Genomic DNA, 685 nt, shown 5'->3' with positions numbered 1-685 from the left:
TCGAGACGCGCTCACCCTCGTTGAGCGGGACACGGCCGAAAGCCGCGGCGGCTTTTCGGGTGCACATGCCGGTGACAACCCGGTCGTCGTCGAGCAACGGGACCAGTCCCGGAGCCGCTCCAGCCGCATCGTCATCATCGATCGACGCCAACTCGTCGGCCGATGCCTCGCCGCCTCGCTCAGCGAGGCCGACCGGCAGACTTCGTTCGAAGTCTTCGCGGACATCGAATCGTGGAAGCGGCAGAAGCCGTTCGTCCCCGCGAGCGTGGTCGTGCTCTGCCGACCCGACGGCAACCTGACCGAGACCGAGTGGACCGAGATCACGCGGGAGCTGGCGTTCCTGCAGGGCGAGGCCGGCGCTCCGCCGGTGGCCGTCATCTCCGACGGCGAGAACCTCGACCAGATCGTGCGGATCATCAAGCTCGGCGTCAAAGGCTACATCCCGACGACGACCTCCGTGGACATCGCCCTCCAGGCACTGCAGCTCGTGCAGGCCGGCGGCGTCTACATCCCGGCCGAGTGCCTCCTCCCCCTGCTGGCCAACATCAAGGTGGACGAGCCGGTCGAGGCCGGCGACGACGAGATCTTCTCGCCGCGGCAGCTCTGCGTGGCCCGGGCGCTCCGGAAGGGGACGCCGAACAAGATCATCGCGTACGAACTCAACATGTGCGAGAGCACCGTGAAG

The 685-nt window shown here is 67.4% G+C and carries 1 protein-coding gene; it reads left to right on the top strand.

Going from position 1 to position 685, the window contains the following annotated elements; genetic code table 11:
- Positions 1-271: 271 nt before the first annotated feature.
- The coding region (locus ACLBXO_RS31645) for a LuxR C-terminal-related transcriptional regulator (RefSeq protein ID WP_447687905.1) at positions 272-685 on the top strand (414 nt) is incomplete at its 3' end.

Source organism: Methylobacterium sp. C33D (assembly GCF_053345825.1).
Note: the sequence above shows the minus strand (reverse complement) of the source record. Positions and strands in the feature narration are given on the sequence as shown.